Raw genomic sequence first — 7,092 nt, 5'->3', positions numbered from 1 at the left:
CCTACAACACGCTGCCGCACCTCGACGGCCCGGCGTACGAAGGCTGGATCACCTATTCCTGACCCCCTGCGCGGGCGGGGTGCCGGCGGCTACTTCGCCAGCTCGCGCAGCCAGGCGGCACAGTCGGCCGAGGCTTCGACCGGCCAGTCGACCTTGAGCGCGATGTCGCCGCGCCGCAGTTCCACGTGGATGTGGCGGCCGTCCGCGGTGCGGCCGTTGACCAGGCGCGACCACCAGCCGCGGGGCGGTGCCAGGTGCAGGGTCGGTGCCGTCGCAGCGCGCGGCGCGAGTGGCGTCGGGAGGGGTGCCGAATCCGGCGCGGATACAGGTGCCGGCGCGGTGGGCACTGCGGGTGCCGCCGCGACGGCGGCCGCCGCAGCCTGGCGCGCCGGTGCAGCGGCAGGGACCGGCCGCGCAGGCGCAGCGGCCACCGGGCCGCCTTCCAGCCGCGCCACCAGGTTCTGGCCGAACTCCTCCCACATCCGGTCGGCCTTGGTCTTCATGACGCTGAGCCCGAAGCTGCCGAGCCGCCCGAGCACGTCGACCTTGACCTTCATGCGCAGCTCGGTCCGCCCGTCGGGCAGTTCGGCCAGGAAGAGTTCGCTCTGCTGCTTCAGCGAGCTGGCGACCGAGGCGTCCTCGCCGGTGCCCTCGCAGCGCAGGTAGTGCGGCGCCCGCTGCTCGACGATGGTCGTGCGGAGTTTGAATTTGGCGCTGATGAAGGAGATCTTGACGTGGATCCGGGCGATGTACTCGACGTCGCTGACCACCTCGATCGACTGCATGCCGGGCACGCAGCTGCCCATCACGTTGGGATCGAGCAGCATCTGCCAGACCTGGGCCGCGGGCGCGGCGACCGTCATCGTTTTTTCAATTTCCACGCATCTTCTCCGCGGCGTTGATGACGGACTCGACGATCTGCGTGTAGCCGGTGCAGCGGCACAGGTTGCCGCTGAGGCCGTGGCGCACTTCGTCCACCGTCGGGTCAGGGTTCCGGGCCAGCATCGCGCACGAGGCCATCAGGAATCCGGGGGTGCAGTAGCCGCATTGCAGGCCGCCGCATTGCATGAAGCTCTGCTGCAGCGGGTGCAGGGCGTCGCCATTGGCGAGGCCCTCGACCGTCGTGATGCGGCAGCCGTCGGCCTGCACCGCCAGCGACAGGCAGGACTTGAGCACCTCGCCATCGACGATCACCGAGCAGGCGCCACAGGTGCCGGTCTCGCAGCCGCGCTTGGTGCCCGTGAGGTGCAGGTCGTCGCGCAGAAAGTCCGACAGCAGGCGCCGCGCCGGCACCTCCATGGTTTGCGCTTCGCCGTTGACGGTCACCGCGATCCGATGTTTGCTCATTGCTTGTCTCCGTCGATGGCCAGGTCGAACAGCTGGGCGATGGTGCGCCGGGCCACCACCCGCACCATGTCGCGGCGATAGGCCTCGTCGCCGCGCGAATCCGACACCGCGAGGATGTCCGCGCTGGCGATGTCGGCGGCCTCGGCCGCCACCTCGGCGTTCACGGTCTTGCCGGCCAGGAAAGCTTCGGCCCGCGCCACGCGGGCCGGGATCGGCGTCGAGGCGCCGACCACCAGCCGGGCTTCATGGCAGCGGGCGCCGCTGCGGCGCACCGACAGCGCGACGTTGACCAGCGGCCGGTGCTCGGCCGCGGTGCGCCGGAAGCGGGTGTAGCGGCCGGCGGCATCGGTCGGCGGCGTGGGCACGCGGATGTCGAGCACCACCTCGTCGGGCGCGATGGCCGTGACGTAGTAGTCGACCAGGAACTCTTCCATGCCGAGCACCCGCTCGCCGCGCGAACTGCCCAGCGTGACCCGGGCGTCGAGCGCCATCAGGCAGCTCGGCGGATCGGTGGCCGGGTCGGCATAGCAGAGGTTGCCGCCGATCGTGCCCTGGTGGCGCACCTGCGGGTTCGCCACCTGCGCCGCCATCGCGGCCAGCATCGGGTAGTGCCGCTGCACCAGCGGCGAGCGCGCGACGTCGCAGTGGCGCGACAGGGCGCCGATGCGCAGGCCTTCGCGCGCATCGAAGGAAATGCCGCGCAACGCCTCCAGCCTCGCGATCGAGACGATGTGGGTCGGCGTCAGCATGCGCTGGCGCATCGCCAGCATGAGCGCGCTGCCGCCGGCCATCACGCGGCAGTCGTCGCCGAGGTCGGCCAGCATGCGGCTGGCTTCGTCGACCGAAGCCGGTTGCAGGAAATCGAAATCACGCATCACGCGCTCCTTGCAGTTCGCGCAGGCCTGCGAGCACCTTCTCGGGCGTGATCGGCAGGTCGTGGATGCGCACGCCGACGGCGTCGTACACAGCGTTGGCGATCGCCGGCGCGCCGGGCAGGATCGCGGTCTCGCTGGCGCCCTTGGCACCGTAGGGGCCGTTCGGATCGTTCGACTCGACGATGCCGCCGCGCAGCATCGGCACGGCGTCGATGGTGGCCATCGTGTAGTCGGCGAAGTTGCCGTTGGCGATGCGGCCGCCCTCGAGCTGGAGATGCTCGTAGAGCGCCCAGCCGATCGCCTGCACGGTGGCGCCGTGGGTCTGGCCGTGGATCGCCAGCGGGTTCAGCGCCTTGCCGCAGTCGTCGGAGACGAAGCTGTCGACGACCGTGACCTGGCCGGTCTCGGTGTCGACCTCGACCTCGACCGCCTGGGCCGCGAAGGAGTAGGCCGGCGCGATGTTGCCGTAGACCTGGTCGTCGTGCATCTGCGTGCGGGCGTCCCAGCTGCCGCTGACCTGCAGGCCTTCGCCGCCGTGGCGCCAGACATGCAGGCGCGCCAGTTCGGCCAGGGTGCAGCAACGCGCCGGTTCGGCAATGACGCGCACCGCGCCACCGGCGCATTCGAGCTGCTCGGCGGGCAGTTCGAGCCGGGTCGCGGCCAGCGCGACGAGTTTGTCGCGCGCCATGCGCGCGGCCACGATCGCCGCGTTGCCGCCGGCGATGGTGACGCGCGAGGCCAGCGAACCGATCGCGATCGGCGAGGTGTCGGTGTCGGGCGGCACCACGTGCGTGTGGGCCAGCGGAATGTCGAGTTCGTGCGCCACCACCTGGCTCAGCATCGTCATCGCGCCCTGGCCCACGTCGGCTTCGCCGCTGTGGATGAAGACCCGGCCATCTTCGTTGACCTTGACGACCACCGTCGAACCGTCCCAGTTGCCGATGGTGCGGTTGCCGCTGACGTGCATCGCCGCGGCCATGCCGACGCCGCGGCGCCGGGCCCCGGTGGACTTGGCTGCCGCGCGCTTGTTTTTCCAGTCGATGGCATCGATCGCCTGGTCGATGCATTCCTCGAGGCCGGTGCTGCCGATCTGCCAGCCATGGATCGAGGTCTCGCCGGCACCGATCGCATTGAGCTTGTGGATCGCGACCGGATCGAGCCCCAACTGCTCGGCCATCGTGTGGATGTGGCTGTTGAGCGCGAACAGCATCTGCGAGCCGCCGAAACCGCGGAAGGCGCCGTGCGGCGGCGTGTGGGTGTAGACCAGCGTGGCGTGCGAGCGCACGTTCGGGTTGCGGTGCATGTTGTCGCTGCGCATCGCGCTCACGTGCATGACCTCGGCCGCGAGGCCGCTGTAGGCGCCGCAGTCGGCCACGATGCGAACCTCTTTCGCGACGATCAGCCCGGCGCGGGTCATGCCGAGCTTGAGCGTGATGCGCTCCGGCACGCTGGAGGGCGCCGCAAGAAAGTCCTCGAGCCGGTTGTTGACCAGCCGCACCGGCTTGCCGGTCTTGAGCGTCAGCAGCCCGGCGATCAGGTTGTTCGCGTCTTCGACCAGCTTGCCGCCGAAGCCGCCGCCGGTGGTCGCCTGGTGCACCCGGATGCGCGAGATCGGCATCTCGAGTGCCGCCGCCAGCCGCAGCCGCGCCTGCGTCACCGACTGGGTCGAGGTCCAGACCACCAGCCGGCCGTCGGGCTCGAGTGCCGCGACCGTGGCCATCGGCTCCAGGTAGCCGGGGTACTGCGCGTGCGTGCTGTACGTGGCCTCGTGCACCAAGTCGGCCGAGGCGAAGCCGGCATCGGCGTCGCCGCGCTCGAAGCGGATCTCGTGCGAGACGTTGTTGCGCCCCGGATGCACGCCCGGCGCTTCCTCGTCGAGCGCCTCCTCGGGCGTCAGGATCGCGGGCAGCTCCTTGTACTCGACCTGGATGCGGTCGAGCGCGTCGCGCGCGATCTCTTCGCTCGCGGCGGCCACCGCGGCCACCTCCTCGCCGGCGAAGCGCACCACGCCCTCGGCCAGGATGCGGCGCTCCTTGTGATGCACACCCCACATCGCGCGCGGCGCGGCGGCACCGGTCAGCACCGCCTTCACGCCCGGCAGCGCCAGCGCCGCCGAAGTGTCGATGGCGGCGATGCGCGCGTGCGGGTAGGGACTGCGCAGCACCGCGCCATGCAGCATGCCGGCGACCTTGAGATCGCCGGCGTACTGCGCGCGCCCCAGCACCTTGGCGCGCGCAGTGACCTGCGGCACGTCCTGCCCCAGGGTCGAATGGGCAGGCCCCCACGCTCCCCCACTGCGTGTGGGTCGCTGCCCCCCGAGGGGGCGCAGACCGCCTTGGGGCGGCCCGGCGTCGGTCTGAGGCCCCCACGCTCCCCCACTGCGTGTGGGTCGCTGCCCCCCGAGGGGGCGCAGACCGCCTTGGGGCGGCCCGGCGTCGGTCTGAGTCGTTCCGGCTGTCATGCGTTCGCTCGCCGGCCTATTCGGCCGACACGCCCAGGTCGCGGATCACCTTGCCCATCACCTCGTAGTCGGAGGCGTTGGTCGTGCCGAGCAGTTCCGGCGCGCCGCCCACCGGCAGCGCGCCGAAGGTAGCGAGTTTCTCGACCACTTCGGGCGACTTGAGGATCTCGTTGAACTGCGTGTTGAGCAGCTTCACCACTTCGGCCGGCGTGCCCTTCGGGGCGAAGAAGCCGTTCCAGGCGCCGACCACCACGTCCTTGTAGCCGGCCTCCACCAGCGTCGGCACGCTGGGCGCCAGCTTCGAGCGCTGGGCGTCGCCGATCGCCAGCGGCACCAGCCGGCCCTGCTGGATGTATTGCGTCACCGGCCCGAACGTGACCCAGGCGGTGTCGACGTGACCCGCGACCACGTCGGTCACCGAAGGGCCGACGCCGCGGTAGGGCACGTGGGTGATCTTGACGCCGGCCTCGCGGTTGAGCCATTCGCCGAGGATGTGCATCGGCGAGCCGGCGCCGGGGCTGGCGTAGCTGAGCGCCTTGCCGCCCTTCGCGCTCTGGACCATCTCGGGGACCGACTTCACGCCGGCGGCCGGATTCGCGACCAGCACCAGCGGCTGCACCGCCGTCTTGATGATCGGCTCGAAGCCGTGCAGCACGTCGTAGCCCGCGCTCGGCGACAGCTTCATCACCAGCGGCGCGGTGGTGAACGGGTTGGGCGTGAACAGCAGCGTATAGCCGTCTGCCGGCGCCCGGCCGACGTAGTTGTTGCCCAGCGCGCCGCCGGCGCCCGGCTTGTTCTCGATGATCACCGGCTGCTTCAGGCGCTGCGACAGCCTGTCGCCGAACAAACGCGCGATGGCGTCGGTGTCGCCGCCCGGCGGGTAGGAGACCACCACGGTGATCGGCTTGGACGGGTAGGCGGCGGTCTCGGCCTGCACCGCGCCCAAGGACATGCTGAGGACGCCTGCGATGGCGGCAGTGACGAACAGTCGGCGGTCGGATTTCATCGGAGGGGCTCCATCGAGGGGCGTTGAGGGCGGGAATGCAGATTTGACGTTTCATATGCGAAACATTTGTCCATTAACGAAACGCCAGTCTGTATTTTTTGCAATTTTGGTTGACTAATCAACTTGGCACAATGGCTTATTGACAAATCAACCAACATGCAGTGGACCCGCCCTATCCCGCATTCAATGAGACGATTCGCCCGTCGACCTTGCCGCGTGCGCCTGCGCCCGCCATGACCATGGACCCCACCAAAGAAGAAGACACCCTGCCCTTGCCTGCCGCCGGGCGCGAGAGCGCCGAGTCGCCCTGGGAGGGGCTCGAGGAAAGCGGCGCCAACCTGGCGATCGACGACTTCCTGACCACCATGTTGAGTCACGCCAGCAATGCGCTGCGGCGCGCGATCACCGTGCCCTACGCCGAGCAGGCCGGCCTGACGGTGTCCGAGTGGCGCATGCTGTCGGTGCTGGCCGAGGCGCGGCAACTGCCCTTCATGGAGCTGGTGGTGCGCGCCGCGGCCGACAAGGCACAGGTCAGCCGGACGCTGCGCCTGCTCGAGGGCCGCGGACTGCTGTCGCTGCACGCCGAACAGCAAGGCACGCGCAAATGGCAGACCTGCCGGATCAGCCCGCTCGGGCAGGCCCTCTACGAGCAGATCATCCCGCTGGCGCGGCAACGGCAGGCGGCCGTGATCCGCCAGCTCAGTCCGGAAGACCGGGTGGTGGTCTACCGTGCCCTCAAGACGCTGCGCCGCATTGGCGAGGCATCTGCCGGGCCCTGAACGCGCTCAGGCTTGCCAGACTCCGTAGCCGGCCTCGCGCAACGCGATGCCGAGCTCGACCTCCATCTCGCGCGCGGCCTCGTAGGGCATCGGGTTGTACATCGCGTACAGCGCCGGCAGCAGCCGCAGGCCGTGGTCGCGCACGAAGCCGTTGGCCTGGATGCCGGCCTTGTGCTTGTCGAAGCGCACATCGGGATCGAGCCCGGTCATGCCGACATAGACGAAGGGCATGCCGAGGCGGTAGTCGGGGTTGGCGCGCCGGAAGCGCGCCACGTTCCAGACCCGGTCATCGAGTTCGACCACGTAGACGTGGTGGTGGTGGCGGCTGCGCGCCTTGCGGACCGGCATGCGCGCGCCCTGCGCAGGGTCAGCCCTTGCGCTTGACCAGGCCGTAGAGGAACAGCAGCACGATGGCGCCGACCACCGAGGCGATAAAGCCGGCGCCCTGGCCCGCCGTGTACCAGCCCATGGCCTGGCCGACGTAGGTCGCGATCAGCGAGCCGGCGATGCCGATCAGGGTGGTGACGATGAAACCGGCCGAGTCGTCGCCGGGCTTGATCGCGCGTGCCACCAGGCCCGCGACGAAGCCGATCAGAATGGTCCAGACGATGCTCATGCGGATCC

Annotated in this window: 8 protein-coding genes; 1 reads left to right on the top strand and 7 read right to left on the bottom strand. The window is 69.9% G+C overall.

The genetic code is table 11. The features are described from left to right. Window positions 1-89 precede the first annotated feature (89 nt). The 5 genes from AC1D2E_RS33950 to AC1D2E_RS33930 all read right to left on the bottom strand — a co-directional run bounded on the left by AC1D2E_RS33950 (window position 90) and on the right by AC1D2E_RS33930 (window position 5,689). On the bottom strand, window positions 90-881 hold the full coding sequence (locus AC1D2E_RS33950) for a CoxG family protein (protein WP_478201482.1): 792 nt from the start codon (window positions 879-881) through the stop codon (window positions 90-92). Beyond that, complete coding sequence (locus tag AC1D2E_RS33945; protein WP_478201481.1) at window positions 871-1,347, bottom strand: (2Fe-2S)-binding protein; 477 nt, start codon at window positions 1,345-1,347, stop codon at window positions 871-873. Before AC1D2E_RS33945 ends, AC1D2E_RS33950 begins: the two co-directional genes overlap by 11 nt. After that, entirely contained in the window at window positions 1,344-2,222 is an 879-nt protein-coding gene (locus tag AC1D2E_RS33940) for an FAD binding domain-containing protein (RefSeq protein ID WP_478201480.1), read from the bottom strand. The genes AC1D2E_RS33945 and AC1D2E_RS33940 overlap by 4 nt, the downstream gene beginning before the upstream one ends. Beyond that, a complete protein-coding gene (locus AC1D2E_RS33935; RefSeq protein WP_478201479.1) occupies window positions 2,215-4,473 on the bottom strand; it encodes a xanthine dehydrogenase family protein molybdopterin-binding subunit in 2,259 nt (752 codons plus the stop codon). Before AC1D2E_RS33935 ends, AC1D2E_RS33940 begins: the two co-directional genes overlap by 8 nt. A 226-nt stretch (window positions 4,474-4,699) precedes the next feature. After that, the gene (locus AC1D2E_RS33930) at window positions 4,700-5,689 is read right to left on the bottom strand and encodes a Bug family tripartite tricarboxylate transporter substrate binding protein (RefSeq protein WP_478201478.1); all 990 of its coding nucleotides are present in this window, start codon (window positions 5,687-5,689) and stop codon (window positions 4,700-4,702) included. A gap of 239 nt (window positions 5,690-5,928) precedes the next feature. Between AC1D2E_RS33930 and AC1D2E_RS33925 the strand changes: the two genes are divergently transcribed. Then, window positions 5,929-6,468, top strand: coding sequence for a MarR family transcriptional regulator (locus AC1D2E_RS33925; protein WP_478201477.1), 540 nt, complete (start codon window positions 5,929-5,931; stop codon window positions 6,466-6,468). A gap of 6 nt (window positions 6,469-6,474) precedes the next feature. Here the strand turns inward: AC1D2E_RS33925 and AC1D2E_RS33920 are convergent, their stop codons facing one another. Beyond that, window positions 6,475-6,816 carry a hypothetical protein gene (locus AC1D2E_RS33920; RefSeq protein WP_286371914.1) on the bottom strand — a complete coding sequence of 114 codons (342 nt, stop codon included), beginning with the start codon at window positions 6,814-6,816 and terminating at the stop codon, window positions 6,475-6,477. Between the two features lie 19 nt (window positions 6,817-6,835). Then, window positions 6,836-7,084: a GlsB/YeaQ/YmgE family stress response membrane protein gene (locus AC1D2E_RS33915; RefSeq protein ID WP_478201483.1), complete on the bottom strand. Its 249-nt coding sequence runs from the start codon at window positions 7,082-7,084 to the stop codon at window positions 6,836-6,838. Window positions 7,085-7,092 lie beyond the last annotated feature (8 nt).

Source organism: Variovorax sp. P1_H2 (assembly GCF_056405295.1).
This window is presented reverse-complemented; position numbering and strand designations above follow the sequence as displayed.